Below are 26,183 nucleotides of genomic sequence, written 5' to 3'. Positions count from 1 at the left end.
GCACGCCTGGTCGCACATCAAGGACTATCCCTGATCCCCATTTGGACTTCCGTTGCTTGCGCAGCCCACGACATGACCGATAAGAAATCCTCGCTTTCCGATGTGCGCGAGCGCATCGACAGCATCGATCAGCAGATCCAGCAGCTGATCTCCGAGCGCGCCGGATGGGCGCAGGAAGTGGCCCGCGTCAAGGGCGAGGGGCTTTCGGCGATCGACTATTACCGCCCGGAACGCGAAGCCCACGTGCTGCGCATGGTGGTGGACCGCAACGATGGCCCGCTCACCGACGTGGAAATGGTGCGGCTGTTCCGCGAAATCATGTCCTCGTGCCTGGCCCAGGAAGATCCCCTCAAGGTCGGCTTTCTCGGCCCTGAGGGCACCTTCAGCGAACAGGCCGTGCGCAAGCATTTCGGTCACGCCGCCTACGGACTGCCGCTGGGCAGCATCGAGGAAGTTTTCCAGGAAGTGGCGGCGGGCCACGCCGATTTCGGCGTCGTGCCGGTGGAGAATTCCGGGCAGGGCATGATCCAGGTCACCCTGGACATGTTCCTCACCTCCGAAGCCACCATTTGCGGTGAAGTGGAATTGCGCGTGCATCAGTGCCTGCATTCGATGCAGGGCAAGCTGGAGGGCATCAAGCGTGTTTACGCGCATGCGCAGTCGTTGCAGCAGTGCAAGACCTGGCTGCACATCAACTTGCCTGGTGTCGAGTGCGTGGCGGTGAGCAGCAACGCCGAGGCGGCCCGCATGGCGCGTCACGCCGATGACGTGGCTGCGATTGCCGGCGAAACGGCGGGCCGCGTGTATGGCCTGAAGACGGTGGCCCAGGGCATTGAAGACCGCGCGGACAACACCACGCGCTTCCTGGTCATCGGCCGCTCGCTGTTTCCGCCGTCCGGCAACGATCGCACCTCACTGCTGATCACCGTGAACGACAAGCCGGGCGCGCTGTATCACGTGCTCAAGCCGTTTGCCGAGCACGACATCAGCCTCAATCGCATCGAATCGCGTCCGGCGCATTCGGGCAAGTGGCAGTACGCCTTCTTTATCGATGTCTCCGGTCACATCAACGACGCGCCTTTGCAGGCTGCGATGAAGGAAATGGGCGAAGCCGCCGCGCAGGTGCGTGTGCTCGGCTCCTACCCCGTGGCGCTGCCCTGATAGAACTGTGGCCGCCGCTGTGCAGCCGTTGGAGAATGCTTCGTGACCCGACTCGACTGGACCAGTCACGCCGCGCGCGCGCTCAAGGGCAGCGTGCGTGTGCCTGGCGATAAATCCGTTTCGCACCGCGCGCTGATGCTGGGTGCGTTGGCGGAAGGTGCTTCGCATATCCGTGGTTTTCTTGAAGGCGAAGATACGCGCGCCACTGCAGCCGTGCTGCAGCAGCTGGGCGTTCGCATCGAAACCCCGGCCGATGGCGAACGCGTGGTGCATGGCGTGGGCTTGCACGGCCTGAAGGGAACCACGCAGTTGTTGGACTGCGGCAATGCCGGCACCGGCATGCGCCTGCTGGCCGGATTGCTGGCAGGGCAGGCCTTCGATAGCACGCTGGTCGGCGACGAATCGCTGTCCAAGCGTCCGATGCGCCGCGTGACCGACCCGCTTGCCCGCATGGGCGCGAAGATCGACACGCAGGACGGTCTTCCGCCGCTGCAGGTGCGCGGCGGGCAGGCGCTTCATGGCATCGCCTATACCTTGCCGGTGGCCAGTGCCCAGGTGAAGTCGGCGCTGTTGCTCGCGGGCCTGTATGCGCAAGGCGAAACAGAAGTGATCGAGCCGCATCCGACGCGCGACTACACCGAGCGGATGCTTGCGGCGTTTGGCTGGCCCATTGATTTCGCACCGGGTCGCGCACGACTGAGCGGCGGTCATACCTTGCGCGCTACCAATGTGGATGTGCCGGCGGACTTCTCCTCGGCGGCATTCTTCCTCGTCGCCGGCAGCATCGTGCCGGGTGCCGAGCTGCGCTTGCAGTCGGTAGGCCTCAATCCGCGCCGCACCGGCCTGCTGCAGGCGCTGCGTTTGATGGGGGCGGATATTCGCATCGAAAACGAACGCGAGAGCGGCGGTGAACCAGTCGGCGATCTGGTGGTGCGCCATGCGCCGCTGCACGGCATCGAACTGCCCGAGGCGCTGGTGCCCGACATGATCGACGAATTCCCCGCGCTGTTCGTCGCGGCCACGGCAGCCACGGGCAATACCGTGGTGCGCGGTGCGGCCGAGCTGCGCGTGAAGGAGTCGGATCGCCTGGCGGCGATGGCCACGGGGTTGCGCGCGCTCGGCGCCGTTGTCGACGAGACTCCTGATGGTGCCACCATCCACGGCGGCTCGCTGCATGGCGGTACCATCGAGAGCCATGGCGATCACCGTATTGCCATGAGTTTCGCAGTGGCCGGCCTGGTCGCCAGTGGGTCGGTGCGCATCAACGATTGCGCCAATGTGGCGACCTCGTTCCCTGGGTTCATCGAGCTGGCCAACCGCTGCGGGTTCAAGCTGGAAACCGCCTGATTCGAGCAATTCGGCTTTCTGTGGGAGCGCACCCTGTGCGCGACTGGCCGGAACCGAGACCGTCCGGCATGCCCGTCGCGCACAGGGTGCGCTCCCACAAGGTCTCGCCCGTGGGAACGGGTGCAGCTACCCTTGTGGCCTCACGCAGAGATCGCCATGCCCACTGCCACCCCGTCCTTCATCGTCGCCATTCCCGCCCGCTACGGCTCCACGCGCCTGCCGGCCAAACCGCTGCGCGATATAGCTGGTGTGCCAATGGTGGTGCGCGTGGCGCAGCGCGCGCTCGAGGCGGGTGCCACGCAAGTGGTGGTGGCGGTGGACGACCAGCGCATCGCCGATGCCTTGCAAGGGCATGGCGTGGATGTATGCATGACGCGCAGCGGCCACGCCTCGGGCAGCGATCGCCTGGGCGAATGTGCCGAGTTCTACGCATGGCCCGACGACGCCATCGTGGTGAATCTGCAGGGCGACGAGCCGTTCGCGCCGGCGGCGGGTATCCGCGAAGTGGCGCGCGCGCTGGCCGAGGACGATGCGCCGATGGCCACGCTGGCCACGCCGATCGTGGATACGCACGAGCTGTTTGATCCCAACGTGGTCAAACTTGTGCGTTCTGCCAATGGGCGGGCGTTGTACTTCAGTCGTGCACCGCTGCCGTGGGCGCGCGATGCGTTTGCTGCCGATCGTGATGTATTGCCCGCGAACGTGCCGTTCCTGCGCCATATCGGCATCTACGCGTATCGCGCAGGCTTCCTCAAGCGTTACACCACGCTGGCGCGCACTCAGCTGGAGCAGGCCGAATCGCTGGAGCAGCTGCGCGTGCTCGAACACGGCTATGCCATCGCTGCCCGACTGACGCCCGAACCGTTCCCGCCGGGCATCGATACTGAGGCCGACCTCGAGCGTGCGGAGCGCTGGCTGGCCCAGCGCTGAGCCTCAGCGTCGGCGACGCAGCAGCATCACGAACAAGCCGCCCAGGACCAGGCCCACTACCAGCCCGATGCCGGCGCCCCACAGGGCGCCGTTGGTACCGGCAACGGCGCGACCGATCAAAAAGCCGAGCACGAACAGGATGGGTAGAGGCAGGCAGCCCACGAGCGATCCTCCAATCAGCCCTGCATCGACTCAGGCTATTTGTTGAAGCTGATCGGCACCTGCACATAACCATCGGCAGGCGCGCCGTTCTTGACGGCCGACTTGTACGACCAGCCCTTCGCGGTTCGGATGGCCTCGTCGTCGAGGGCCTTGGAGCCCGACGACATCATCACGTGGAAAGACTTGGCCTTGTCGTCCGGTCCGACCTGCACCATGACCACCACGGTGCCCGTGCCGGCGTTGTTCTTCATGGCGGCGGAAAAGCGCGGGGCCGGCTGGGGGCGATCCTCGTCGATGCTCGCCGGATGATCGCCTGCCGTATTGGCACTGGCGCCTGCCGTGGGCGAGGCGGCAGCCGGAGCCGGCGCGTCTTGCCCGGCGGGTCCTGCGATGGCCGCCTGGCCCAGCAGCATGGCAGCGGCCACTATCGTAATGAGCTTGCGATTCACTTTCTTCCTCCCTGTGGATCGGGCAAGCATAGGCAGACTTCGCGTGTCACAACAATCGTGACTTTAGTCACTCCCTGAGGGCTTGATTGCGGCCCTTTCCGCAGCCATTTCGAGTTTTCATGCGATGCCTATATCAGGGCGACGCGACGAGGACATTTCCATCTGATGAAAAGCGCGCCGGTCCCGTCCATCTTGTTTGTGTGCTTGGGCAATATCTGCCGTTCGCCACTGGTGGAAGCCGTGGCTCGCCAGCGCGCGGCACAGGCCGGCCTTTCGTTGTCGCTGGCCTCCTGCGGCACCGGCCATTGGCATATCGGCAAGGGCGCCGATCCGCGCATGCTGCGTGCGGCAGCGGATGCCGGCTATGACTTGTCGCCGCATCGCGCGCGACAGGTGCGGGCAGCCGATTTCCAGACGTTCGACTGGGTGCTGGCGATGGACCAGGACAATCTGGAGACGCTCGAAGGGCTGCGTCCGCGTGATGGCGTGGCGCCGGCCTTGTTCCTGCCTTGGGCGGGCGTGGCCGCGCCGGAAGAGTTTCCCGATCCGTACTTTGGCGATACCGAGGGGTTTCGCCGCGCTGTGGCGCTGGCGGAGCAGGGCGTGGATGGCCTGATCGTGCGCCTGCGGGCAGCAGTGACCGGATAGAATCACACGATGCAGTCCACACCGCCGCCGCAAGCCTTCGACGGCAAGGCTTTCGTCAAAAACCTGAGCACGTCGCCCGGCGTCTATCGTTATTTCGACGAGGACGGCGAGCTGCTGTACGTGGGCAAGGCCGGCAACCTAAAGAAGCGCGTCGGCAGCTATTTCCTCAAGCCGCGCATGGAGCCGCGCATCGCGGCGATGGTCTCGCAGATCGCGCGCACCGAGATCACCATCACGCGCACCGAAGGCGAGGCGCTGCTGCTCGAATCGCAGCTGATCAAATCGCTCAAGCCGCGCTACAACATCCTGCTGCGCGACGATAAAAGTTACCCGTACATCTATCTGTCGGGCGGCGAGGACTACCCGCGGCTGGCCTTTCATCGCGGCGCACGCAATCTGCCGGGCCGCTATTTCGGGCCGTACCCGAGCACCTTCGCCGTGCGCGAAAGCCTCAACCTGATGCAGAAGCTGTTCAAGGTGCGCCAGTGCGAGGACAGCTATTTCAAGAACCGCTCGCGTCCCTGCCTGCAGCACCAGATCGGTCGTTGCACGGCGCCGTGCGTGCAGCTGATTACGGTCGACGACTATCGCAACGACGTGCGCCACGCGGAGATGTTCCTCGAAGGCCGCAGCAGCGCGGTCATCGACGAGCTGGCGAGCCAGATGGAGCAAGCGAGCAAGGCGCTGGAATTCGAGCGCGCGGCGTCGTTCCGCGACCAGGTCGGCGCCTTGCGCAAGCTGCAGGCCGAGCACCACGTGCAGGGCGCCAGCGCGGACATGGACGTGCTCGCCTGCCGCATCGAAGCGGGCATGGCCTGCGTGAGTGTGCTGTTCTTCCGCAACGGCATCAGCCTGGGTACGCGCGACTTCTTCCCGCGCCTGCCGCTGGATGCCGAACCGTCCGACGTGCTGGAGCAGTTCATCGCGCAGTACTACCTGGACCGTCCGGTCCCACGCGAGCTGATCCTGGGCGAAACGCTGCCCACCCAACAGGTCCTCGGCGAAGTGCTGGCGCAGCAGTCGGGCCATGCGGTGGAGCTCAAATCCAGCGTGCGCGGCGAACGTGCGCGCTTCCTGCAGATGGCCGAGCGCAACGCCCAGGCATCGCTGACCGCGAGGCTGGCCAGCCGGCAGACCCTGGGTGCGCGTTTCGACGATCTGCAGAAGTTGCTCGAGATGGACGAGCCGCCGCGCCGCATCGAGTGTTTCGATATCAGCCACACCCAGGGCGAGCTCACCGTGGCGTCCTGCGTGGTGTTTGGCCCGGAAGGCCCGGAGAAATCGCACTACCGCCGCTTCAACATCAGCGGCATCACCGGCGGCGACGACTATGCGGCCATGCATCAGGCGCTGGTGCGCCGCTTCCGCAGGCTGGCCGAAGGCGAGGGCGCGCGGCCCGACGTGCTGCTGATCGATGGCGGCAGCGGGCAGGTGGCGCAGGCGCTGGACGTATTGCGCGAGCTTGGCGTGACCGGCATCCACGTGGTCGGCGTGGCCAAGGGGCCGGGTCGCCGCGCGGGCGAGGAGACGCTGGTGCTGGCCGATTCGGGCCGCAACCTGCATCCGGGCCCGTCATCGCCGGCGTTGCATCTGGTGGCCGCCGTGCGCGACGAGGCGCATCGATTTGCCATCACCGGCCATCGCAAGCGCCGCGAGAAGGCGCGCGAGCGCAGCGTGCTGGAGGATGTTGCCGGCGTCGGCGCGCGCCGCCGTTCGGCCCTGCTCAAGGCATTTGGCGGTCTCGCCGGCGTGGAAGCGGCCGGCGTGGAGGAGCTCACCCGCGTGAAAGGCATTGATCGCGGATTGGCCGAACGCATTTATGCTGCACTCCATGGCTGATCCGCGCGAATGGGTGCGGACCGTCATGCCGGCTTACATCAAAATCCCGCATGATCGAGGGCGTGGACGGTTGATGATGGCGTTGATCCACAAGCTTCCCTGCTGACTGCTGCAAACCGGAAAGGATTTATGCACATCAACCTGCCCACCTGGCTGACCTTGTTTCGCGTGCTGCTGTTGCCGGTGATGGTGGTGGTGTTCTATTGGCAGTTTCCTGGGCACAACATCACGGCAGCCATCGTGTTCGCGCTTGCCGCCATCACCGATTGGCTGGATGGCTATCTCGCCCGGCGCATGAATCTCACCTCGGCCTTTGGCGCCTTCCTCGATCCGGTCGCCGACAAGCTGATGGTGGCGGTGACGCTGTTCCTGCTGGTGGAAACCCATCGCGGCGGCTGGCCGGGCATCCTGATGGCGATCACGGCAGCCATCATCGTGGGACGCGAGATCAGTGTCTCCGCCTTGCGCGAATGGATGGCCGAGATCGGCATGCGTGCCACCATCAAGGTGGCTTTCATCGGCAAGCTCAAGACCGCCATGCAGATGGTCGCTCTGGTGGTGCTGATCGTCCAGCACGAGAAGGACGCCGAGGCCTTGCGCCTGTATCACATCGGCGAGGGACTGCTGGTGATCGCCGGCATCCTCACCATCTGGTCGGGCCTGTACTACCTGCGCGCCGCGTGGCCCAGCCTGAAGGGCGATGGTTCCGGCCATCCGCTGCCCCGCAACGACGACTGAATAAAAGAAGCCCTGAGATTCATGACAGGTGCTTGACGGGCGCGGATTAGCCATTACAATGCGCGACTTCGATGCGGGAATAGCTCAGTTGGTAGAGCACGACCTTGCCAAGGTCGGGGTCGCGAGTTCGAGTCTCGTTTCCCGCTCCAGATTCAGTGAATGGAAGCATCGCCATTCACAAAAAAAAAACGGCCCTCGCGGCCGTTTTTTTATGCCTGTGAATCAGGCCCTTCTTAGGCCGTGACGACGCGGGCTTGGGCCGCGCGCCGTCACGTGTCGCAACGTCAATGCGTCTGTTTGCGATGCTCGATCGCCTGCCGGCGATAGAGCGGGTAGCAGAGGGCCAGGCAGATGAACCAGATCGGGGTGTAGATCAGGCCCTGCAGCGTGTCCTGCTTCTGCGCGAACACCCACAGCACGAAGGCGAAGAAGGCCAGCACGATCCAGCACATCGCCACGCCGCCGGGCATCTTGAAGATCGACGTCGCATGACGCTCCGGATGCAGTTTCCGGTAGCGCATGTAGGCGATCATGATCAGCGACCACACGAAGATGAAGCAGATGCTGGAGATGGTGGTGACGATGGTGAAGACCTTCATGACGTCGCCTTCCTGGTAGAGCAGGAACACGCCGATGAAGAGCAGGAAACACGAATAGGCCAGGCCGTTCGCCGGCACGTTGTTGTTGCTCAGTCTGGCGAACGGCTTGGGGCCGAGGCGGCCAGCCGAAAGACCGTAGAGCATGCGGCCGGTCGAGTAGATGCCGCTGTTGGCGGAGGACGTTGCCGAGGTGAGCACCACGAAGTTGATCAGGCTGGCGGCGATCGGAATGCCGATCAGCATGAACAGGTTCACGAACGGGCTGCGATCCGGCGCCACTTCGTTCCACGGCGTGACCGTCATGATCACCAGCAGGGCGAGCACGTAGAAGATGATCACGCGGATGGGAATGGAGTTGATCGCCTTGGGCAGGGTTTTTTCCGGATCACGCGCTTCGGCTGATGCCGTGCCCACCAGCTCGATGCCGACGAAGGCAAACACGGCGATCTGGAACGCCGCCATGAATCCTGAACCGCCGTGCGGGAACCAGCCGCCATTCGCCCAGAGATTGGACACCGCGGCCTTGGCGCCGGTCGGCGAGGTGAAACCGATGGCGATCAGCACGATGCCGACGGCGATCAGCGCGACGATGGCGACGATCTTCACCAGCGCAAACCAGAACTCCATTTCACCGAAGAGCTTCACGGTCAGCAAGTTGAGGCCCAGCAGCAGGAGAATGCAGGCCGATCCGGGCAGCCATAGCGGCACGTGCGGCGCCCAGAATTGGATATAACCGGTGATGGCCGCAATGTCCGCGATGCCCGTGACCACCCAGCAGAACCAGTAGGTCCAGCCGGTGAAGAAACCCGCCCAGGGGCCGAGCAAGTCGTAGTTGAAATCGACGAACGACTTGTAGTTCAGGTTGGACAGCAGCAGCTCGCCCATGGCGCGCATCATGAAGAACAGCACGCTGCCGATGATCGCGTAGGCGAAAATCACCGACGGGCCCGCGAGGCTGATCGTCTTGCCCGAGCCCATGAACAGGCCGGTGCCGATGGCGCCGCCGATGGCGATCAGCTGCAGGTGGCGGTTGCGCAGATTTCGCTGCAGGTGATGTTCGGGTTGGCCGGTTGCAACGGTCGGTTCGTGGTTCTGCATAGGCGGCACGATCCTTTCGAGGTACGAAAGCGACCATCCTAAAGGATACGCACCGGGTCGTGCTGCATACCTACTGGGCGTCGTGGAATATGACACCCAGCGTGTGACGCTGGCCGCTGCGCACGCGGCTCACGCCATGGCGCATGGTGACCCTGTAGGAACCCCGCATGCCGGCGACCGGACGCTGGTTGACGGCAAAGATTACGGCGTCTCCCTGGCGCAGCGGCACCACCTCGACGCGCGACTGCATACGTGGCCGCTGCTCGGTGAGCACGAATTCACCGCCGCTGAAGTCGCGACCGGGTTCGGACAGCAGGACCGCCACCTGCAGCGGAAACACGTGTTCGCCGTAAAGATCCTGATGCAGGCAGTTGTAGTCGCCGGTACCGTATTTGAGCAGCAGCGGCGTCGGGCGCGTCTGGCCGGCCTCATGGCAGCGAGCCAGGAACGCCTCGTGTGTCGCCGGATACTGCATCGCTATGCCCATGCGGACGTTCCACTGGCTGGCCAAGGGCGCCAGCTGCGGATACAGCGCGCCGCGCAACTGCTGCACGGGCTCGGGCAGGGGGTAGCGGAAGTACCGGTATTCGCCTCGGCCGAAGTTGTGGCGGGCCATCACCACGCGACTGCGATACCGCGACTCGTCGGCGTAGTGGGCTGCGATATCGCGGCATAGCTCGGCATCGAGTAGGCCTTGAATCACTGCGCTGCCGCGTTCATCGAGCTCCGCCAGCAGGGTCGGCCAATCGATGGCCTCAATGCGCGAGGCGATGGACTGGTTGGGCGATTCGATGAGTTGTGCGTGCATGGTGGGCAGTCGAGTGGCGAGACCTCAAACTAGCCGGTGGCGACTGATGCCACACTCCGATTCTTGCGCATCACCAGATCAGGTCGTCCGGCACCTTGAACTGGCTGTAGAACTCATCGTCATCGCTGGCCGGCTTGGCATCCGCGGCCCGGCCGTGGTCCAGCACGATGACGCTGGCGTCGCGCTCGCGCAGCTTGTCGGCTGCAGCGCGCGGCAAAAGCTCGTAGCCGTCGCCCAAGCGCGCAATCACCAGCGTGCCTTTGGCCAGCTGGGTGCGCAGGGTTTCGTTCACCAGCACGCTGTGGATCTTCTCGCCGTCGTTGAAGCGATAGCTGATCTCGCCTTCGCGCTTGACCTTGTTGGCCTCGATGATCTGGCGCACCTGGGCGGCGATCTCGCGGGCATGGGCCTGCGCATTGCGCTCGGCAGCCAGGGCGCGATCGCGTTCGGCGCGTTCGGCCTGCAGGCGCTGGGTGTCGATCTTCTCGGCGGCCTCGCTGGCAATGGGCTTGCCCTGGCGCTGCTTGGCCTGTTCGCGGGCAATCTGGTCGACCTTGCCCTTTTTGGCGAGGCCGGCCTTGAGTAGCTGTTCCTGCAGGGGATTGCGCATGCGTGGAGCGTCCGGAAAACGTAGCCCGGGAATTGTAGCGCGGGTCCGGCACGGCGCGATCTGCGGCCCGGTGAGACGCGGCGTGGCATGATGGCTGCGGGCAGGGTTCCTCACCAAAGGATGTGCCGTGATCCCGCATTTCACCGACCATTCGGCCAATGAGCGGACCTATCTCGCCTGGGTGCGCACCGCGATCTCGGTCATGGCGTTCGGCTTCCTGCTGGAACGCTTCGATATCTTTTTGCTGTTCACATCGCGCGCGGCCGCCAAGGTGACCGAGAGCCTGCATACGGAAGCGTCGCAATGGCTGGGCCTGGGGCTGCTGCTGGTGGGCGCCTTGATGATCGTCGGCGCCACGATCCGGTTCTATCGCAATCGAAAGGCGATCGAGGCGGCCGATACCTCGATGTATGGCGACTCGTGGACGGCCCGGGGCATGGCCGTGCTGTTGGTGCTGATGGCGATCTTCTTGACGCTCTATGTGGCGCGGCAGCTTGCGGCGCTGAGTTGAGGCCCTTCGTCGCGTCGCCTCCAACGCGTCATTCCGGCGCAGGCCGGAATCCAGTAGCAGTGCGTGCCGATTGTCGCGACAACCGGATGCATCGCACCTGGATTCCGGCCTGCGCCGGAATGACGAGAAAAAAGAGCAGGGCCGTTTGCATCGGAGATGGCGAAAAAAAACGCCGTATCGCTACGGCGCCTTTTCGTTTACGCATGAAGCGACAGATCAAAGCGCTTCGAACACGCCCGCTGCACCCATGCCGGTGCCGATACACATCGTCACCATGCCGTACTTCTGTTTGCGACGACGCATGCCGTGGATCAGCGTGGCGGCGCGGATGGCACCGGTGGCGCCGAGCGGATGGCCGAGCGCGATGGCGCCGCCGAGCGGGTTGACCTTGCTCGGGTCGAGGCCGAGATCGCCGATCACCGCCAGCGCCTGCGCGGCAAACGCTTCGTTGAGTTCGATCCAGTCCATCTGATCCTTGGTCAGGCCAACCTGCTTGAGCACCTTAGGAATCGCTTCCTTCGGGCCGATGCCCATCACTTCGGGCTTCACGCCTGCCACCGAGAAACCGACATAGCGCGCGATGGGAGTGAGGTTGAATTCCTTCACCGCCTTCTCGCTGGCGATCAGCAGGGCGCCGGCACCATCGGACATCTGCGAGGAGTTGCCAGCCGTCACCGAGCCGCCGAAGCGGTCGTTGCGGAACACCGTCTTGAGCTTGGACAGCACTTCCAGCGTGGTGCCGGCGCGCGGGCCTTCGTCGGTGTCGATCAGGCGGCTGTCGGTCTTGATGCCGCGCGTGGCCAGATCGGGGTAATGGTCATCGAGCTGGAACGGCGTGATTTCTTCCTTGAATTCGCCGGCGGCGATGGCGGCCAGTGCGCGGCGATGGCTTTCCACCGCGAACGCATCCTGCTGCTCGCGCGTGACCTTCCACTGCTCGGCCACCTTCTCGGCAGTGATGCCCATGCCGTAGGCGATGGCGATATCTTCCTTGTTGGCGAAGATGGCCGGATTCATGGCGATCTTGTTGCCCATCATCGGCACCATGCTCATGCTCTCGGTGCCGGCGGCGATCATCAGGTCGGCCACGCCGAGCTGGATGCGGTCGGCTGCCATGGCGATGGCCTGCACGCCCGAGGAGCAGAAGCGGTTGATGGTGACGCCCGGCACGGTGTACGGCAGGCCGGCGAGCAGGGCGCCGATGCGCGCCACGTTCATGCCCTGCTCGGCCTCGGGCATGGCGCAGCCGACGATCACGTCTTCAATGCGATGCGGGTCGATGCCCGGCGCCTGCGCCATCACGGCGCGGATCACGTGGGCGAGCATGTCGTCCGGACGGGTGTTGCGGAATACGCCGCGCGGCGCCTTGCCGACCGGCGTGCGGGTGGCGGCGACGATATAGGCGTCTTGCACTTGCTTGCTCATGGTTTTGCTCCGTGGCGTCGCGCTCAGGTTTGCGGCGACGCGCTCAAAGTTTGTTCGCAGGTAAGGACGCTTGGTTAGTTACGCAGCGGCTTGCCGGTGGTCATGGTGTGCGCGATGCGGGCCTGGGTCTTCTCGGTCTTGGCCAGCTCCACGAAGTGCTTGCGTTCCAGCTGCAGCAGCCACTCTTCGTCCACCTGCGAACCGCGTTCGATCTTGCCGCCGCACAGCGTGTCCGCGATGCGCGTGGCGATTGCGACGTCATGCGGCGAAGCGAAATAGCCTTCCGCCAGATTGGCGAGCGAAGCCTGGAACGTGGCCGTGCCCACATCGCCGGCGACCGGGATGTTGCGAGCCATCATCGGCGGACGCCAGCCGCTCTCGGCCAGCGACAGTGCAACCTTCTTGGCGACATAGAGCAGCTCGTAGGCGTTGAACACGACGATGTCGCTGTCGCGCAGCAGGCCCAGCTGCTTGGCTTCCATCGCGCTGCCGGAGACCTTCGCCATCGCGACCGTCTCGAACACTTTCTTCAGCGCTTCGAACGGATCTTCCGGGTTGGCCCTGGCCGCGCGGATGGCCAGCTCATGCAAGCCACCACCGGCCGGCAGCAGGCCGACGCCGGCCTCGACCAGACCGATATAGCTTTCCAGCGCCGCCACAGTGCGCGCCGAATGCATCTGGAATTCACAGCCGCCGCCGAGAGCGAGACCACGCACCGCCGACACTACCGGCACCAGCGAATGCTTGATGCGCATGCTGGTGGCCTGGAAGTTGGCGACCATCTTCTCGAAGTCGTCGAACTTGCCGGCCTGCAGCAGACCCAGTGCGCCCTTCAGATCGGCGCCCGCCGAGAACGGCTCGCCGGCCTGCCAGATCACCACGGCCTTGAGCTGCTGCTCGGCGACATCGATCGCCTGCTGCACGCCGTCGAGCACGTAGTCGTTGACCGTGTTCATCTTGGTCTTGAACGAGATGATGCCCACGCCATCGTCGCCCAGCGTCCACAGACGCACGCCGTCGTTCTCCCATACCGTGGTGCCCTGGTCGAACTTCTCGCCCAGGATCGGATCGGGGAACAGCTGGCGCTGGTAGACCGGGTGCTGCGAGCGCGGCTTGTTCTTGCCTTCGGCAGCGGACCAGGAGCCGTCCTTGCCATGCACGCCGTTGCGGCCGTCGGTCACCCACGCCGGCAGCGGCGCCTTGCTCATGGCCTTGCCAGCGGCGATGTCTTCGGCAATCCAGCTCGCCACCTGCTGCCAGCCGGCAGCCTGCCAGGTCTCGAACGGACCGAGCTTCCAGCCGTAGCCCCAGCGGATGGCGAAGTCGACATCGCGCGCGGTATCGGCGATGTCGGCCAGGTGATAGGCGCTGTAGTGGAACAGGTCGCGGAAGGTCGCCCACAGGAACTGCGCCTGCGGATCATTTGATGCGCGCAGCTTGCCGAACTTCTCGGCCGGATCCTTGATCGCGAGGATCGCGGCGACCTCGTCGGAAGCCTTCTGCTCGGACGGGCGGTAATCCTGCTTGGCCACGTCGAGCACGACGATGTCCTTGCCGGCCTTGCGATAGAAGCCCGCGCCGGTCTTCTGGCCCAGCGCGCCCTTTTCGATCAGGGCGGACAGCCATACCGGCGCCTTGAAGTATTCGTGCCACGGATCGTCGGCCAGCGTGTCGGCCATGGTCTTGATCACATGCGCCATGGTGTCCAGGCCGACCACGTCGGCGGTGCGGTAGGTCGCACTCTTCGGACGTCCAACCGCCGGGCCAGTGAGCGCGTCGACGGTGTCGAAGCCCAGGCCGAACTGCTGCGTGTGATGCATGGTGGCCAGCATCGAGAACACGCCGATGCGGTTGCCGATGAAGTTCGGCGTGTCCTTCGCATACACCACGCCCTTGCCGAGCGCGGTGGTGAGGAAGGCTTCGAGGCCCTCCAGCACGTTCTTGTCGGTGAGTTTGGTCGGGATCAGCTCGATCAGGTGCATGTAGCGCGGCGGATTGAAGAAGTGCACGCCGCTGAAACGGTGACGCATTTCTTCCGGCAGCGCTTCGGCCAGCTGGTTGATCGACAGGCCCGAGGTGTTGGACGCGATGACCGCGGTCGGCGACAGATGGGTCGCGATCTTCTTGTAGAGATCCAGCTTCCAGTCCATCCGTTCGGCAATCGCTTCGATCACCAGGTCCACGTCCTTCAGATGATCGAGGTGCTCGTCATAGTTGGCCGGGATCAGGGTGGCGGCGACGTTCTTGTCGGCCAGCGGGGCAGGCGAGAGCTTCTGCAGGTTGGCGATGGCCTTCAGCGCGATGCCGCTCTTGGGACCTTCCTTGGCGGGCAGGTCGAACAGCACGGTTTCGACGCCGGCATTGCTCAGGTGCGCGGCGATCTGCGCGCCCATGACGCCGGCGCCAAGTACCGCGGCCTTGCGGATTCGTAGCGCTTTAGGGGTGGATGGAGCGGTCATTGGCTTCTCCGTAATGCGAAACGCTGGTAGTGAGACGAACGGCCGCGAGCGGCCGAGGGGAAGGGTTGGAACGAATCAGGGGGCTTTGAGACCGGAGGCGGCAAAGCGGATCAGGTGCTCGGCGGTCTGCGCGCGATGGCGCTCTTCGGGCACGTCGCTTTTGCGCTGGATCATGCCGAAGCCCGACATGGCGTGGGTCAGGGCACCGGTCACCAGGTCGACGCGCCAGTAGAGTTCTTCCTTGCTCAGCTGCGGCAACAGGCGGGCGAATTCCGCGGTGAACTGGCGCATCACGTGGCCGTAGTTGTCCGACAGGAACTTGCGAAGGGTGTCGTCGTGTTCGGCGAAGGCGCGGGCGAGCACGCGCATGAACAGCGAGCCATTGCCATCGTGGGAGAGCTCCAGTGCAGGCACGATGAAGGCTGCCAGCACGTCCTCGATGGTGGTGTCCGCCTCGCCGGCGATCTTCTGCAGGGCGGCCATGCGGCGACCGTTGAGCTGGTCCAGGCGGCGGCGGAACACCTCTTCGATCAGGCGGTCCTTGGAGCCGAAGTGGTAGTTCACCGCGGCCAGGTTGACCCCGGCGGCGGCGGTCAGCTGGCGCAGCGAGGCCCCTTCGAAGCCGTGCCGGGCGAACAATTCCTCCGCGGCGCCGAGAATGCGCTCCTTGGTCGGCATGGAAGCACTGGAGACTGACATGGTCCGCAACCCCGGGCAGGAATCAAACGATCGTTTGAGGATACGCGGGTCGATTTGCGCCCGTCAAACGGTCGTTTCAAGGGGCCCTGGGATCCCTGCGCCCGGCTTGCGTATCAGGTAGAATCTGTCAAACTTTCGTGAGCTAAATCCCCATATCTAGTCGGGATTTGGCATAAGTTCGCCGATATCGATCGGCCCGCCCACTCAAATACCAGTTTTTCCGGAGCAGACCCTCATGGCGCTGGAGCGCACCCTTTCCATTATCAAGCCCGACGCCGTTGCCAAGAACGTGATCGGTGAAATCTATGCTCGCTTCGAAAAGGCCGGCCTGAAGATCGTTGCCGCCAAGATGAAGCATCTGTCGCGCAAGGAAGCCGAGGGTTTCTACGCGGTGCACAAGGAGCGTCCGTTCTTCAACGCGCTGGTCGAGTTCATGATCTCCGGACCGGTGATGATCCAGGCACTCGAAGGTGACAACGCGATCCTCAAGCATCGCGACCTGATGGGCGCCACCAATCCGAAGGACGCTGCGCCGGGCACGATCCGCGCCGACTTCGCCGACTCCATCGATGCGAACGCTGTGCATGGTTCCGACGCTGCCGACACGGCTGCCGTCGAGATCTCGTACTTCTTCGCCGCGACCGAAATCTTCTCGAGGTAAGTGCGCTCATCCATGAGCGCGAAGATCACGAAGCGGCCATCCATGGCCGCACTCTTCACGAAAACCGCGTTCCATTGGATAGCGTAAGGATTAAGAGGGCGGCGTTGAGCCGCAATATTTCAAGATGACTGATCAGGCAAATTCCACCACCACCGACAAGGTCAACCTGCTCGATTTCGATCGACAGGGCCTGCGTGATTTTTTTGCGCAGCTGGGCGAGAAGCCGTATCGCGCCGAGCAGGTGATGAAGTGGATTTACCACCGCCTGGAAGACAACTTTGAAAACATGACGGATGTGGGCAAGACGCTTCGGGCCAAGCTCGAAGCGTCCTGCTATGTCGGTCCGCCGAAGACCTTGTTCGACAAGGGCGCCACCGACGGCACGCACAAGTGGCTGCTCGGCATGGATGGCGGCAACGCCATCGAGGCGGTGTACATCCCCGAGCCGACGCGCGGCACGCTGTGCGTGTCTTCGCAGGTGGGTTGCGGCCTGAACTGCCAGTTCTGCTCCACCGCCACGCAAGGCTTCAACCGCAACCTGTCCACGGCCGAAGTGATCGGCCAGATGTGGGTGGCGGCCAAATACCTCGGCAACATCACGCACCAGAACCGTCGCATCACCAACGTGGTGATGATGGGCATGGGCGAGCCGTTGCTGAACTTCGACAACGTCACCAAGGCGATGAGCCTGATGCGTGATGACCTGGGCTTTGGCCTGGCGTCCAAGCGCGTCACGCTGTCCACCGCCGGCCTGGTGCCGATGATCGACAAGTTGTCCGAGACCATCGACGTGTCGCTGGCGGTGTCGCTGCATGCAGCGAACGATGAGCTGCGCACCGAGCTGGTGCCGCTCAACAAGCGCTACCCGATCGCCGAGCTGATGGCTTCGTGCCAGCGCTGGCTGGATCGCAAGCCGCGCACCTCGATTACCTTCGAGTACACCCTGATGAAGGGTGTCAACGACCAGCCCGAGCACGCCCGCCAGCTGATCAAGCTGATGCGCCGCATGCCTCAGTGCAAGGTCAACCTGATTCCGTTCAATCCATTTCCTGGCACGCGTTTCGAGCGCTCCGACGCCGAAACCATCCGCGCCTTCCAGACCCAGTTGCTCAATGCCAATGTGCTGACCATGTTGCGCCGTACCCGCGGCGACGACATCGATGCGGCATGTGGCCAGCTCAAAGGGCAGGTATTGGACCGCACCCGTCGCCAGGCCGAATTTCGCAAGCGTCTGGACGAAGGGGCGAGTCATGCGGCTTGATCGATTGTTGCTGAGTGCGAGCGTGGCCATGCTTTTGGCTGCGTGCGTGCCGGTGTCGAAATCCGGTTCCAACTCGAACGAGGGGAGCAAGATCACTCGCCAGTCCAAGGCTGAGCAGAAGCAGGAAGGCGCGCGCATCCACACCGAACTGGCCCAGCAGTACATGGCCAACGGTGATCTGGAGGACGCCATGGTCAAGATCAACAAGGCCATGCAGTTCGACCCGACCTACGTGCCTGCGCAAACCGTGGCTGCGGTGATCTACGAGCGCATCAATGACCTGCCCAATGCGGAGCTGCATTACCGCAAGGCTGTCACGCTGGCGCCGGAGAAGGGCGATCCCAACAACAACCTCGGCTGGTTCCTGTGCAACCGCGAGGGCAAGGCGGCCGAGTCGCAGGCGTATTTCCAGAAGGCGGTGGCCGATCCGTTCTACCAGACGCCGTCGCTGGCCTGGACCAATGCCGGCATCTGCCAGGCCAAGGCGCAGAACATGACGGCGGCCGAGGCGGACTTCCGCAAGGCCATCGAAATCGATGCGCAAAACGGCGGGGCGTTGTATCAGCTCGCCAATGTGCTTTATCTTCAGAACGATGCCTTCCGTGCTCGTGCCTTCATCCAGCGCTTCGATGCGCTGGGTCAGCCGACCGCGGGATCGCTCAAGCTCGGACACGATATCGAAGCACGGTTGGGCAACACGGATGCTGCTCTCAACTACAGCAGGCGACTGCAAAGCCAGTTCCCGGATTCGGAGCAGGCCCGCGCCCTCGACGCAACTGCACGCCAATGACCACTCAACCGTCAAATTCGGCCAACAGCGGCAACCGAGAATTCCCTTTCACCCAAGCGCCCAACGTCACCATGGAAACCGAACACAATTCGCCGGAAGCGATCAAGGGCACCTTGGGCGGGCGTTTGCGCGCTGCGCGCGAAGCGCGCGGGCTGGACGTCGAGACCTGCGCTCATGCGCTGCGCTTGCCGACCCGTGTGCTCAGGCAGGTCGAGAGCAACGAGTACAGCGGCATCGACCACGTGTACCTGGGTGGCTATCTCATCAAGTACGCGCGTTATCTCGGCGTCGACGAAGCCGAGGTCAGGCTCGAGCTCGATCGCATCAAGCCGGCGGAACCCACCCTGGTGGCGACGGGCGGCATCTCGCACTCGCGTTATCTGCTTGAGAACTACGCGCGCGCGGCGACCTATGTGGTGCTGACCGCGGCGATCGTGGTGCCGACCATCTGGCTGGGCGTGCGTGGCACGCTCGATCGCGACGTCAGCCATCTGGCGCCGCTCGATGCCGCGCCGGTCGCCCAGGTCGATGCGCCGGCCAGCAGTGCCAGCGCCGCGGCATCGACCGTGGCAAGCACTGCACCCAATACGCAGGAAGGTACGACCGCGCCGGCTACCACACCGGCACCGGCGGCTGCGCCTGCGCAAGACCAGCCGTTGATGGCTTCCATGACGCCGTTCCTGGGCGATACCCATGCGGCAGCGCAGCCGGCGGCACCGACGCCGACCACGGATGCCGGCTCGGTGGGCGGCGGCGCGCACAGCCTCGTGCTGAGCCTGCAGAACGCCAGCTGGGTCGAAGTCACCGGCAAGGACGGCTCGCGCCTGGAATACGGCTTGCTGCCGGCCGGCAGCTCCAAGACCTACCGCAGCGATCAGCCGCTGGAAGTGCGCATCGGCAACGCCGGTGGCGCCCAGGTGATGCTGGATGGCCAGCCCATGCCGCTGGATAGCTATCGCCGTTCCAATGTTGCGCATTTCCGCATCGAATTGCGCGACGGCAAGGCCACCCCGGCCGGCGCCTGAGTCATCACGCCAGGCCTGTGCGGCCTGGCGCAATCGGTTATGCTTGCCCATTGTCCGTTCGGCAACGAGCGGACATTCGGGCTGATTTCTTTTCCGCATGACGGGCGCCGCCAGGTGCCTCTGGCGTGCGGTTCCCCAAGGGTGATTGCATGGCATTTGAAGCGTACGACGATTACGAACAGAGCGAACGCGTACAACAGTGGTTGCGCCAGAACGGCTTGTCCATCGTCGTCGGCATCGCGATCGGCCTGGTCGGCATCTTCGGCTGGCAGCAGTGGAACAAGCACAAGGCAGAGCATCAGGCTGACGCTGCGAACCTGTATCAGCAGATCCAGGTCGCCGTGGCTGCCGGCAAGTCCGACAACGCCGATGCGCTGACCGAGCAGTTGCTCAAGGACTACACCGATTCCACCTACGCCGTGTTCGCCGTGGGCGATCGGGCGGAGCGCCAGGTGCAGGCCAAGCAGATGGACAAGGCGATCGAGTCGCTCGGCTGGGCCGAGAGCCACGCAACCGATGCGAACCTCAAGGCGCTGTCGCAGATGCGCATCGCGCGCGTGCAGCTGGCGCAGGGCAAGGCCGCCGACGCGATTGCCGCGCTCGATCGCATGCAGTCCAAGACGTATGAAGGTGTGTCACAGGAACTACGCGGCGATGCGCTGGTCAAGCTTGGGCGCCCAGACGATGCCCGCAAGGCATACGTAGCCGCCAAGGCGGCGCTGGGTGAGAACGCGCCTCAGAGCGTGCAGATGAAAATCGATGATCTGGCCGTGGCCGGGAAGCAGGGTGCATGAAACCTGAAGTGAAGAAGCGCGGTGCGATGAAGCGCGTTTGGCTGGTGGCACTGACCTCTCTGGTGGTGCTTGCCGGTTGCCATTCGTTCAAGAAGGAAAACGTCCAGCCGCCGACTCCGCTGGCCAAGGATTTCAAGCCCACCACCCAGGTGACCAAGCTGTGGACCACCAGTGTGGGCGACGGTGCGGGTGACAGCGGCGTGCGTCTGCGTCCGGCGTTTGCCGACGGCGTGCTCTACGCCTGCAGCACCGACGGCAAGATCGCCGCGATTGATGCCACCAGCGGCAAGACGCTGTGGACCAAGAGCTCGCGCACCCAGGGCTGGTTTGGCTGGGGCGACAAGAAGCGCGCCGATGCGCTGTATGCCGGTGGCCCGATGGTTTCCGGCGACCTGCTCGTGGTCGGCACGCTCGATGGCCACGTCTACGGCATCAATGCGAAAGACGGCAGCCCGCGCTGGGAGTCGGTGGTCAACTCCGAAGTGATCTCCCCGCCCGTGATCTCCGGCAACCTCGTGGTTGCACGCACCCAGGACGGCCGTCTGTACGGTTTCGATAGTTCCACCGGCGAGCGCCGCTGGGTCTACGACCAGGACTCCGTGCCGCTGCTCAGCCTGCGCGGCAATGGCCCGATGCTGGTCGCCAACGGCGTGGTGTTCTACGGCAACGATGCCGGCAAGCTGGTCGCGCTGCGTCTGGACAACGGCGAGAAGCTGTGGGAACAGACCCTCGCCAGCGGCGAAGGCCGCACCGAAATCGATCGCCTGGCCGATGCCGACGGTTCGATCCTGCTCGAAGGCACCACCCTGTACAGCGCCGCCTATCACGGCAATATCGCCGCGATCGACGGTCCCAGCGGTCGCCCGCTGTGGGGTCGCCCGTTCTCGACCTTCACCTCGCTGGACGTCACCGGCAACGGCCTCTACGGCGTGAGCGATGAGTCGCAGGTGTGGGCGTTCGACAAGACCGGCGGCGCCGACATGTGGAAGAACGATGCACTGAAGTACCGCTGGCTCACTGCGCCGGCCGTGCTGGGTGACTACGTCGTGGTCGGCGACCTCGAGGGCTACGTGCACTTCCTGCAGACCGGTGACGGCGCGCTGGCGGCACGTGAGCGCCTGTCCAAGAAAGCCATTCGCGCCCAACCCCTGGTGGTGGGCGACATTGTGTACGTCGAAGACGTCAAGGGCCGCATCGGCGCTTACCGTCTCGGCGGCCACTGATCGTAATAAAGGTTGTTTGAATCATGCTGCCCGTCGTTGCCCTGGTCGGTCGTCCCAATGTCGGTAAATCGACCCTATTCAACGCAATGACGCGCAGTCGTGACGCCCTGGTGGCTGATATGCCGGGCGTTACGCGAGATCGACACTACGGCGTGTGCCGCACCGGCACACGCCCGTTCGTGGTGGTGGACACCGGCGGCCTGTCCGGCGAAGAGGAAGGCATCGAAGGCCTGACTGCGCAGCAGGTGCGCCTGGCCATCGAAGAGGCCAGCGTGCTGGTCTTCGTGGTGGATGCCCGCGACGGCCTGCTGCCGCAGGACCGCACCATCCTCGACGAGCTGCGTCGCAGCGGCAAGCCGATCATCGCCGGGGTCAACAAGACTGACGGTCTGGATCTGCAGAATGCGATGGCGGAATTCGCCGTGTTCGGCATCGCCAACACGCTGCCGCTGGCGGCATCGCACAATCGCGGCACCGAAGATCTGGTCGCTTCGGCCATCACGCTGCTGCCGGAAGACCAGCACGAAGAGATCGATCCGGTCGAGGCGGACAGCATTCGCGTCGCCATCGTCGGTCGTCCGAATGCGGGCAAGTCCACGCTGATTAATCGCCTGCTCGGCGAGGATCGCCTGATCGTTTCCGACGTGGCCGGCACCACCCGCGATCCCATCCGCGTGTCGCTGGAACGCGATGGCCGCAAGTACACCCTGATCGATACCGCCGGCGTGCGTCGCAAGGCGCGCGTCGAAGAAGCGGTGGAGAAATTCAGCGTCATCAAGACCCTGCAGTCGATGGCCGCCGCGCAAGTGGTGGTACTGATGGTCGATGCGCGCGAGAACCTGGCCGACCAGGATCTCACGCTGATCGGTCACGCGCTCGATGAGGGCAGGGCGCTGGTCATCGCCGTCAACAAGTGGGACGGCATGGACGGCTATCAGCGCGAACAGTGCCAGCGTGCGCTGGAGCGTCGCCTGCAGTTTGTCGACTGGGCCAAGACGGTGTTCATCTCCGCGCTGCACGGTTCCGGCCTGCGCGAGCTGATGAAGGCGGTGGTGAACGCGCATCGTGCCGCCACCAAGGAACTGGGTTCGTCCGAACTCACCAAGGCGCTCGAGCTCGCCTACGAAAGCTACCAGCCGCCGCTGGTGCGTGGCCATGCCCCCAAGCTGCGCTTTGCGCATCCGGGCGGGACCAATCCGCCCAGCATCGTCATCCACGGCAGCCGCACCAAGCACATCGCGCCGGCCTATCGCCGCTATCTGGAAAACTTTTTCCGCAAGCGCTTCAAGCTGGATGGCACGCCGGTACGCATCTTTTTCCGCGACGGCGAGAACCCGTTCGCCGGCAAGAAGAACGTGCTCACCGAAGCCCAGCAGCGCAAGCGCCAGCGCATGGTGCGCGAGATGAAGAAGCGCCGCTGACGCGCGACCCCATCGCTCTTGTAGGAGCGCACCCTGTGCGCGACCGCGGCGCATCGTTGTACCTCGGTTCGTTCAACTCGCGCCAGAACCCTTGGTTGCCGCGCTCCGCACCGTCGCGCACAGGGTGCGCTCCCACAGAGGACAGAGGACAGAGGACAGGGGGCGGGCGGGCTGGAGTAAGCTAGCGCGATGACGAGCCTCAACCGCGACAGCTGGCTGGCCTCCCTGCGCGCCAGCATTGCCGAGATATCCCCCGCCGAGGCGCTGGCCCGGCAGGCGCAAGGCAGCTTCCTGATCGATGTGCGCGAAGACGGCGAGCGTGCCAGCGGCTTGCCGGTAGGCGCGGTCGGTGTTTCACGCGGCTTTCTTGAACTGCGCATCGAACAACTGCTGCCTGATCGCAACCAGCCCGTGCTCCTGTTGTGCGGCAGCGGCCAACGCTCGCTGCTCGCCGCCGAAACGCTGCAGCGCATGGGTTACCAGCAGGTGTTCTCGGTGGCCGGCGGTTTCCAGCGATGGAAGGCGGAGGGTCTGCCGGTAGCCCTGGGTGCCCTGGACAGCGATGCCGCCGAACGTTATGCACGCCAACTGCAATTGCCGCAGGTGGGAGAAGCAGGACAGGCGAAGTTGGCGTCCTCACGCGTAGCGTTGCTGGGTGCGGGCGGCCTCGGTGCGCCAGCTGCGCTCTACCTGGCGGCAGCGGGGGTGGGGCAGCTCACCTTGATCGATGATGATCGCGTCGAGCGCTCGAACCTGCACCGACAAGTCATACACGCCGATGCGCGCGTCGGCATGGCCAAGACCGAGTCGGCGCGCATCGCGCTTGCGGCACTCAATCCGCGCGTGCGCGTGGAAATTCGCAACGAACGCCTGCAGGCCGACAACGTCGAGCGCCTGTTGGCGGATCACGATCTGGTGATCGATGGCGCCGACAATTTTCCTGCGCGCTATTTGATCGCTGCAGCCTCCCAGCGTTTGCAGCTGCCCATGGTCTATGGCGCAGTGGAGCGCTTCACCGGACAGGTGAGCGTGTTCGACCCGCGTCGCGCGGACTCGCCGTGCTATCGCTGCCTGTTCCCCGAGCCGCCTGCCGCGGCCGATGCGCCCAACTGCAGCGAAGCCGGCGTGCTTGGCGTATTGCCCGGTATCGTCGGTTTGCTGCAGGCCACTGAAGCGCTCAAGCTCATCCTCGGTATCGGTGAACCGCTGGTCGGTCGCCTGCTGAACTTCGATGCGTTGGCCATGCGCTTTCGCGAGACGCGCCTGCCGCGCGATCCGGGCTGCCCGGGCTGTGGCGATGGCGCCACGTTCCATGGTTACGAGGACCTGGTGCAGCTCTGCGCATCGGCGGGCTGATCAGCGCAGGTCGCCCGCAATCAGCGAATAGATCGCCGCATCCCGCGGCTCACCGCGCAGCATGAGTCGTTGGCGCGCGATGCTTTCAAAGCGTGCGCCCGCCTTTTCGGCAGCGCGGCGACTGGCCAGATTGTCTACGGCGATCACGATTTCCAGTCGACGCAGATCCGTGGCCTGCAGCGCGTGCCGTGCCAGCAGCCGCACGGCGCGAGTGGTGACGCCTTGCTCCTGGCGCGTCTGGCGCACCCAGTAACCAAGATTGGCCATGCCGTATTCGGGCTGCCAGTGATTGAGCGAGATGCTGCCGATGAGCTCGTCACTGGCGCGATCAGCCATGACCAGCGCGCATTCGTCGCCGGCGCCCTGCCAGGCCAGCCGGGTCTTGGCGATCCAGTGGCGGGCATCGTCCAGGCTGTAGGCCGGCGTGCACCAGTCCTGCCAGCGACCGATGGTGGCCATCGATTCGTGCAGGGCGGCGTGCAAGCCATGCAGGTCGGACGGCCGATACGGGCGCAAGCGCAGGTCGCCATCTTCCAGCACGGGACCCGGCGAGGGTTCATCGCGTTCTGGCGGCAGCAGCGAATACACCGCGGCGGGTGCGGCCTCGCCACGATGGATGATCCGGTTCGGTGAGATGCCGTCGAAAAGAGCGCCCAGGCGCTCGGCCGTGCGCCGGCTGGCCACGTTGTCGACGGCGATGACGATCTCGATGCGTACCAGACCTAACACCTCGAAGCCGAATTCGGCCAAGGCGCGAGCCGCGCGCGTGGCGACGCTTTGGCCCTGAGCCGACTGGCGCACCCAGTACCCGAGGTTCGCACTGCCGCGCTTGGGGTCGATGCGATTGAGCGCCACGTCGCCCAACGCTCGGCCTTGCGCGTCGAACATGCCAAAGGCGTAGGCATCGCCGCGCTCGCGGCCGGCCTGGCAGTCGGCGATCCATTGGGTGCCGTCTTCCAGGGTGTAGCCCTCATGCAGCCAGGGCAACCATGGCCCCACCGAGGCGATCGATTCGCGGGTGGCCTCGAACAGGGCTTGCGCATCGTCGGCCTGCCACGGCCGCAGACGTATGCCGTGGGCGTCCAGTTCCAGTGGGGTGGTCAGGCGTGTTGTGGCAGCCATGCGATCTCGTTTGTATGCGTACGGCCAATAGCGTTAACCGGCCCTAGCCGGGATAATACGTTCCTTTGCAGGCAGCCCCGATCATGAGCGCACGTATCCTCGACGGCAAACGCATCGCCCAGGAACTGATGGATCGGATCGGGCGCCGGGTGGCGGAGCGCTCGGCCAAGGGCTTGGACGTGCCGGGCCTCGCCGTGGTGCTGGTGGGAGACGACGCGGCCTCGTCGGTCTATGTGCGCAACAAGCGCAAGGCCTGCCATCAAGTCGGCTTCCGTTCGTTCGATTTCGACTTGCCCTCGCGCACCAGCCAGGAAGAACTGATTGCGCTGATCGACCAGCTCAATGCCGATCCGGCCGTGCACGGCATCCTGGTGCAGTCGCCGCTGCCCGACCACATCGATGAGGATGCGCTGGTCGATCGCATTGATCCGGGCAAGGATGTCGACGGCTTCCAGGCCGTCAACGTCGGTCGCCTGGCACTGCGCCGCTTCGGCCTGCGTCCGTGCACGCCGCGTGGCGTGATGACCTTGCTCGGTCATACCGATCGTCCCGTGCGCGGTCAGCACGCGGTGGTGGTCGGTGTTTCCAATCACGTGGGCCGCCCGCTGGCGCTGGAATTGTTGATTGCCGGTTGCACTACCACCTGCTGCCACAAATTCACTCGCGACCTGGAGGGCTTCGTGCGCCAGGCCGACATCGTGATCGTCGCCGTCGGTCGGCCGGGTCTCGTCAAGGGCGAATGGATCAAGCCGGGCGCCGTGGTGGTAGACGTGGGCATCAATCGCCTGGAAGACGGCCGGTTGGTGGGCGACGTGGACTTCGCCACGGCCGCCGAACGCGCCAGCTGGATCACGCCGGTGCCGGGCGGCGTCGGTCCCATGACGGTGGCGACGCTGCTGGAAAACACGCTGGAAGCGGCGGACGCGCGCGACGCCGCTCGCCAGGGCTGAGCCCTCCCTTAGGTGTGGGAGCGCACCCTGTGCGCGACAAACCTACAAATGTGGGAGCGCACCCTGTGCGCGACAAGCCTACGGAGCGACACGCCGA

Annotated in this window: 25 protein-coding genes and 1 tRNA gene; 17 read left to right on the top strand and 9 right to left on the bottom strand. The window is 64.6% G+C overall.

The window, feature by feature from the left end:
• Positions 1-72: 72 nt before the first annotated feature.
• The 3 genes from pheA (at position 73) to kdsB (ending at position 3,438) form a co-directional block, all read left to right on the top strand.
• Entirely contained in the window at positions 73-1,161 is a 1,089-nt protein-coding gene (gene pheA / locus AC1DKY_RS03545; protein ID WP_441602343.1) for a prephenate dehydratase, read from the top strand.
• A gap of 42 nt (positions 1,162-1,203) precedes the next feature.
• A complete protein-coding gene (aroA, locus tag AC1DKY_RS03540) occupies positions 1,204-2,508 on the top strand; it encodes a 3-phosphoshikimate 1-carboxyvinyltransferase (RefSeq protein ID WP_441602342.1) in 1,305 nt (434 codons plus the stop codon).
• A gap of 156 nt (positions 2,509-2,664) precedes the next feature.
• Positions 2,665-3,438, top strand: coding sequence for a 3-deoxy-manno-octulosonate cytidylyltransferase (gene kdsB / locus AC1DKY_RS03535; protein WP_441602341.1), 774 nt, complete (start codon positions 2,665-2,667; stop codon positions 3,436-3,438).
• A 3-nt stretch (positions 3,439-3,441) separates the two neighbouring features.
• On the opposite strand, the gene AC1DKY_RS03530 is transcribed toward kdsB, so the two are convergent.
• Together AC1DKY_RS03530 and AC1DKY_RS03525 are read right to left on the bottom strand one after the other, a co-directional pair.
• Positions 3,442-3,600: a hypothetical protein gene (locus tag AC1DKY_RS03530; protein ID WP_441602340.1), complete on the bottom strand. Its 159-nt coding sequence runs from the start codon at positions 3,598-3,600 to the stop codon at positions 3,442-3,444.
• A gap of 35 nt (positions 3,601-3,635) precedes the next feature.
• On the bottom strand, positions 3,636-4,049 hold the full coding sequence (locus AC1DKY_RS03525) for an energy transducer TonB (protein ID WP_441602339.1): 414 nt from the start codon (positions 4,047-4,049) through the stop codon (positions 3,636-3,638).
• A 165-nt stretch (positions 4,050-4,214) separates the two neighbouring features.
• Between AC1DKY_RS03525 and AC1DKY_RS03520 the strand changes: the two genes are divergently transcribed.
• From AC1DKY_RS03520 to AC1DKY_RS03505, 4 genes are all read left to right on the top strand, one after another.
• Positions 4,215-4,697 carry a low molecular weight protein-tyrosine-phosphatase gene (locus AC1DKY_RS03520; RefSeq protein ID WP_441602338.1) on the top strand — a complete coding sequence of 161 codons (483 nt, stop codon included), beginning with the start codon at positions 4,215-4,217 and terminating at the stop codon, positions 4,695-4,697.
• A gap of 9 nt (positions 4,698-4,706) precedes the next feature.
• Positions 4,707-6,536 (top strand): excinuclease ABC subunit UvrC, encoded by a 1,830-nt coding sequence (uvrC, locus tag AC1DKY_RS03515; protein WP_441602337.1) that lies wholly within the window; start codon positions 4,707-4,709, stop codon positions 6,534-6,536.
• 129 nt (positions 6,537-6,665) lie between these two features.
• A complete protein-coding gene (gene pgsA / locus AC1DKY_RS03510) occupies positions 6,666-7,274 on the top strand; it encodes a CDP-diacylglycerol--glycerol-3-phosphate 3-phosphatidyltransferase (RefSeq protein ID WP_441602336.1) in 609 nt (202 codons plus the stop codon).
• Positions 7,275-7,347: 73 nt separating this feature from the next.
• Positions 7,348-7,423, top strand: a tRNA-Gly gene (locus tag AC1DKY_RS03505).
• Positions 7,424-7,558: 135 nt separating this feature from the next.
• Here the strand turns inward: AC1DKY_RS03505 and cycA are convergent.
• From cycA to AC1DKY_RS03490, 3 genes are all read right to left on the bottom strand, one after another.
• The gene (cycA, locus tag AC1DKY_RS03500) at positions 7,559-8,971 is read right to left on the bottom strand and encodes a D-serine/D-alanine/glycine transporter (RefSeq protein WP_441602335.1); all 1,413 of its coding nucleotides are present in this window, start codon (positions 8,969-8,971) and stop codon (positions 7,559-7,561) included.
• Positions 8,972-9,041: 70 nt separating this feature from the next.
• Positions 9,042-9,779, bottom strand: a complete 738-nt coding sequence (locus AC1DKY_RS03495) for a 2OG-Fe(II) oxygenase (protein ID WP_441602334.1) — start codon at positions 9,777-9,779, stop codon at positions 9,042-9,044.
• A gap of 70 nt (positions 9,780-9,849) precedes the next feature.
• A complete protein-coding gene (locus AC1DKY_RS03490) occupies positions 9,850-10,389 on the bottom strand; it encodes a DUF2058 domain-containing protein (RefSeq protein WP_441602333.1) in 540 nt (179 codons plus the stop codon).
• Positions 10,390-10,516: 127 nt separating this feature from the next.
• Here AC1DKY_RS03490 and AC1DKY_RS03485 point away from each other — a divergent pair, with 127 nt between their 5' ends.
• A complete protein-coding gene (locus AC1DKY_RS03485) occupies positions 10,517-10,900 on the top strand; it encodes a YidH family protein (protein WP_441602332.1) in 384 nt (127 codons plus the stop codon).
• Positions 10,901-11,116: 216 nt separating this feature from the next.
• On the opposite strand, the gene AC1DKY_RS03480 is transcribed toward AC1DKY_RS03485, so the two are convergent.
• The 3 genes from AC1DKY_RS03480 to AC1DKY_RS03470 form a co-directional block, all read right to left on the bottom strand.
• Positions 11,117-12,325 carry an acetyl-CoA C-acyltransferase gene (locus AC1DKY_RS03480; protein WP_441602331.1) on the bottom strand — a complete coding sequence of 403 codons (1,209 nt, stop codon included), beginning with the start codon at positions 12,323-12,325 and terminating at the stop codon, positions 11,117-11,119.
• Between the two features lie 74 nt (positions 12,326-12,399).
• Positions 12,400-14,784 (bottom strand): 3-hydroxyacyl-CoA dehydrogenase/enoyl-CoA hydratase family protein, encoded by a 2,385-nt coding sequence (locus AC1DKY_RS03475; protein ID WP_441611212.1) that lies wholly within the window; start codon positions 14,782-14,784, stop codon positions 12,400-12,402.
• A gap of 75 nt (positions 14,785-14,859) precedes the next feature.
• A complete protein-coding gene (locus AC1DKY_RS03470; protein WP_477175641.1) occupies positions 14,860-15,483 on the bottom strand; it encodes a TetR/AcrR family transcriptional regulator in 624 nt (207 codons plus the stop codon).
• A 235-nt stretch (positions 15,484-15,718) separates the two neighbouring features.
• Here AC1DKY_RS03470 and ndk point away from each other — a divergent pair, with 235 nt between their 5' ends.
• The 8 genes from ndk to moeB all read left to right on the top strand — a co-directional run bounded on the left by ndk (position 15,719) and on the right by moeB (position 24,014).
• On the top strand, positions 15,719-16,144 hold the full coding sequence (gene ndk, locus AC1DKY_RS03465) for a nucleoside-diphosphate kinase (protein WP_441602328.1): 426 nt from the start codon (positions 15,719-15,721) through the stop codon (positions 16,142-16,144).
• 124 nt (positions 16,145-16,268) lie between these two features.
• Positions 16,269-17,405 carry a dual-specificity RNA methyltransferase RlmN gene (rlmN, locus tag AC1DKY_RS03460; RefSeq protein ID WP_441602327.1) on the top strand — a complete coding sequence of 379 codons (1,137 nt, stop codon included), beginning with the start codon at positions 16,269-16,271 and terminating at the stop codon, positions 17,403-17,405.
• Positions 17,395-18,195: a type IV pilus biogenesis/stability protein PilW gene (gene pilW, locus AC1DKY_RS03455; protein WP_441602326.1), complete on the top strand. Its 801-nt coding sequence runs from the start codon at positions 17,395-17,397 to the stop codon at positions 18,193-18,195. The genes rlmN and pilW overlap by 11 nt, the downstream gene beginning before the upstream one ends.
• A 71-nt stretch (positions 18,196-18,266) precedes the next feature.
• Positions 18,267-19,220, top strand: coding sequence for a helix-turn-helix domain-containing protein (locus AC1DKY_RS03450; protein ID WP_441602325.1), 954 nt, complete (start codon positions 18,267-18,269; stop codon positions 19,218-19,220).
• A gap of 149 nt (positions 19,221-19,369) precedes the next feature.
• The gene (locus AC1DKY_RS03445) at positions 19,370-20,014 is read left to right on the top strand and encodes a YfgM family protein (protein WP_441602324.1); all 645 of its coding nucleotides are present in this window, start codon (positions 19,370-19,372) and stop codon (positions 20,012-20,014) included.
• The gene (gene bamB / locus AC1DKY_RS03440) at positions 20,011-21,237 is read left to right on the top strand and encodes an outer membrane protein assembly factor BamB (RefSeq protein ID WP_441611210.1); all 1,227 of its coding nucleotides are present in this window, start codon (positions 20,011-20,013) and stop codon (positions 21,235-21,237) included. The genes AC1DKY_RS03445 and bamB overlap by 4 nt, the downstream gene beginning before the upstream one ends.
• A 23-nt stretch (positions 21,238-21,260) precedes the next feature.
• Positions 21,261-22,658, top strand: a complete 1,398-nt coding sequence (der, locus tag AC1DKY_RS03435) for a ribosome biogenesis GTPase Der (protein ID WP_441602322.1) — start codon at positions 21,261-21,263, stop codon at positions 22,656-22,658.
• A gap of 189 nt (positions 22,659-22,847) precedes the next feature.
• Positions 22,848-24,014, top strand: coding sequence for a molybdopterin-synthase adenylyltransferase MoeB (gene moeB, locus AC1DKY_RS03430; protein WP_441602321.1), 1,167 nt, complete (start codon positions 22,848-22,850; stop codon positions 24,012-24,014).
• Here moeB and AC1DKY_RS03425 read toward each other — a convergent pair whose 3' ends face one another.
• Positions 24,015-25,136, bottom strand: coding sequence for a GNAT family N-acetyltransferase (locus AC1DKY_RS03425; protein WP_441602320.1), 1,122 nt, complete (start codon positions 25,134-25,136; stop codon positions 24,015-24,017).
• Between the two features lie 83 nt (positions 25,137-25,219).
• Between AC1DKY_RS03425 and folD the strand changes: the two genes are divergently transcribed.
• Complete coding sequence (gene folD, locus AC1DKY_RS03420) at positions 25,220-26,086, top strand: bifunctional methylenetetrahydrofolate dehydrogenase/methenyltetrahydrofolate cyclohydrolase FolD (RefSeq protein ID WP_441602319.1); 867 nt, start codon at positions 25,220-25,222, stop codon at positions 26,084-26,086.
• The last annotated feature ends 97 nt before the right edge of the window (positions 26,087-26,183 follow it).

The sequence above is a fragment of the Dyella sp. 01N448 genome, assembly GCF_056399225.1.
Note: the sequence above shows the minus strand (reverse complement) of the source record. Positions and strands in the feature narration are given on the sequence as shown.

Bases quoted from the DNA above. Each gene is read 5' to 3' on its own strand.
- pheA (WP_441602343.1), top strand. From the start codon at position 73: ATGACCGATAAGAAATCCTCGCTTTCCGATGTGCGCGAGCGCATCGAC.
- kdsB (WP_441602341.1), top strand. From the start codon at position 2,665: ATGCCCACTGCCACCCCGTCCTTCATCGTCGCCATTCCCGCCCGCTAC.
- AC1DKY_RS03520 (WP_441602338.1), top strand. From the start codon at position 4,215: ATGAAAAGCGCGCCGGTCCCGTCCATCTTGTTTGTGTGCTTGGGCAAT.
- uvrC (WP_441602337.1), top strand. From the start codon at position 4,707: ATGCAGTCCACACCGCCGCCGCAAGCCTTCGACGGCAAGGCTTTCGTC.
- pgsA (WP_441602336.1), top strand. From the start codon at position 6,666: ATGCACATCAACCTGCCCACCTGGCTGACCTTGTTTCGCGTGCTGCTG.
- cycA (WP_441602335.1), bottom strand. From the start codon at position 8,971: ATGCAGAACCACGAACCGACCGTTGCAACCGGCCAACCCGAACATCAC.
- AC1DKY_RS03495 (WP_441602334.1), bottom strand. From the start codon at position 9,779: ATGCACGCACAACTCATCGAATCGCCCAACCAGTCCATCGCCTCGCGC.
- AC1DKY_RS03490 (WP_441602333.1), bottom strand. From the start codon at position 10,389: ATGCGCAATCCCCTGCAGGAACAGCTACTCAAGGCCGGCCTCGCCAAA.
- AC1DKY_RS03480 (WP_441602331.1), bottom strand. From the start codon at position 12,325: ATGAGCAAGCAAGTGCAAGACGCCTATATCGTCGCCGCCACCCGCACG.
- AC1DKY_RS03475 (WP_441611212.1), bottom strand. From the start codon at position 14,784: ATGACCGCTCCATCCACCCCTAAAGCGCTACGAATCCGCAAGGCCGCG.
- AC1DKY_RS03470 (WP_477175641.1), bottom strand. From the start codon at position 15,483: ATGTCAGTCTCCAGTGCTTCCATGCCGACCAAGGAGCGCATTCTCGGC.
- ndk (WP_441602328.1), top strand. From the start codon at position 15,719: ATGGCGCTGGAGCGCACCCTTTCCATTATCAAGCCCGACGCCGTTGCC.
- rlmN (WP_441602327.1), top strand. From the start codon at position 16,269: ATGACTGATCAGGCAAATTCCACCACCACCGACAAGGTCAACCTGCTC.
- pilW (WP_441602326.1), top strand. From the start codon at position 17,395: ATGCGGCTTGATCGATTGTTGCTGAGTGCGAGCGTGGCCATGCTTTTG.
- AC1DKY_RS03450 (WP_441602325.1), top strand. From the start codon at position 18,267: ATGGAAACCGAACACAATTCGCCGGAAGCGATCAAGGGCACCTTGGGC.
- AC1DKY_RS03445 (WP_441602324.1), top strand. From the start codon at position 19,370: ATGGCATTTGAAGCGTACGACGATTACGAACAGAGCGAACGCGTACAA.
- bamB (WP_441611210.1), top strand. From the start codon at position 20,011: ATGAAACCTGAAGTGAAGAAGCGCGGTGCGATGAAGCGCGTTTGGCTG.
- der (WP_441602322.1), top strand. From the start codon at position 21,261: ATGCTGCCCGTCGTTGCCCTGGTCGGTCGTCCCAATGTCGGTAAATCG.
- moeB (WP_441602321.1), top strand. From the start codon at position 22,848: ATGACGAGCCTCAACCGCGACAGCTGGCTGGCCTCCCTGCGCGCCAGC.
- AC1DKY_RS03425 (WP_441602320.1), bottom strand. From the start codon at position 25,136: ATGGCTGCCACAACACGCCTGACCACCCCACTGGAACTGGACGCCCAC.
- folD (WP_441602319.1), top strand. From the start codon at position 25,220: ATGAGCGCACGTATCCTCGACGGCAAACGCATCGCCCAGGAACTGATG.